Below are 1309 nucleotides of genomic sequence, written 5' to 3' on the forward strand. Positions count from 1 at the left end.
AATCCGTAGCGATAGCTTCGTTATCTTCACCATTACATTCCATAGTTTCATCTACTATTTCTGTACAGATTGTTAAGTCTGGCGGAGTAGTGTCTTCTAGAGTTAATGTTGCTGTAAATGTGCTAGAGTTACCCGTAGCATCTGTTAAAGTGTATGTTACTGTAATTGTTCCACCTTGACCACAAGTTGATATTAAATTTGCAAAGTCAAAATCAGAAGTAACAGTAAAGTTGTTATCACATTCATCCGTTGCACAATTCTCTAATTCGGTTATATTCGCATTGTTCCAATCTGTTGCAATAGTTTCATTGTCAGGTCCATTACATTCTATAGTTTCATCTAAAACTTCACAATTTGAAGTGTCAGGAGGTGTAATATCTTTAATTAACTCTGTAGTTGTTTCAGATGTTGACGTAACATTCGATCCGTCCACAACAATATTACCTGTTACTGTAGCAGTATTAAACACTTCCGTAGCATCAATATCTGCTTGCGTAATTAAATATGTTGCATTATAAATCCATGTTTCGGTTGGATCTAATTGGTTGTTTTGATTTACGTCCCCGTTTATTAAGATTATCGCTGCTGAAGGTGTTGCGTTATCTAATAATGAATCTGTAATAATTATATTTTCTATAGAAACATTTCCTGTATTAGTTACTTCGAAAGTATAGGTTATAGTTTCATCAATCTCAGTACAATTATTTGCATTTTCATTGTTGAATACTCCTGTTTTAACAAGATTTATTCCACCATCGTTACATAATGTAACATCTGGGTTCTTCGCATCTATCACATAGGTATCTGAAGCTTGTAAAACCGCTGATCCATCTGGTTTATTACCATCTGCTGTTACATTGTTAGTAATGTTTCCAGCATTAACATCGTCTTGTGTTACGGTATATGGATCTGCAGTGAATACCCAAGTTTCTGTAGGATCTAGGATGTTATTAGCATTCGTATCTCCAGCAAGCGTAAGAGAAGCAGTAATGTTTCCTCCAAGTAAATCATCCATAATCACGATATCACTGATAGATACTTCACCAGTATTGTTTACTGTGAAAGTATACACTATTTGATCACCTTCGGATACACAACCACTAGCATTGGAGGTAGCTGCTTTAACGATAGTGATTCCGCCATCGTTACATAATGTAACATCTGGGTTTGTAGCATCTATCACATAGGTATCTGAAGCTTGAAGAACCGCTGATCCATCTGGTTTATTACCATCTGCTGTTACATTGTTAGTAATGTTTCCAGCATTAACATCGTCTTGTGTTACAGTATATGGATCTGCAGTGAATAC

Annotated in this window: 1 protein-coding gene; it reads right to left on the minus strand. The window is 35.6% G+C overall.

The features are described 5' to 3' along the window. Nucleotides 1–1309 (minus strand): COG1361 family protein (locus tag DU428_RS13320; protein WP_449406739.1); only part of this gene is annotated, 1309 nt, incomplete at both ends.

The organism is Oceanihabitans sediminis, from assembly GCF_003337215.1.
Taxonomy (GTDB): domain Bacteria; phylum Bacteroidota; class Bacteroidia; order Flavobacteriales; family Flavobacteriaceae; genus Oceanihabitans; species Oceanihabitans sediminis.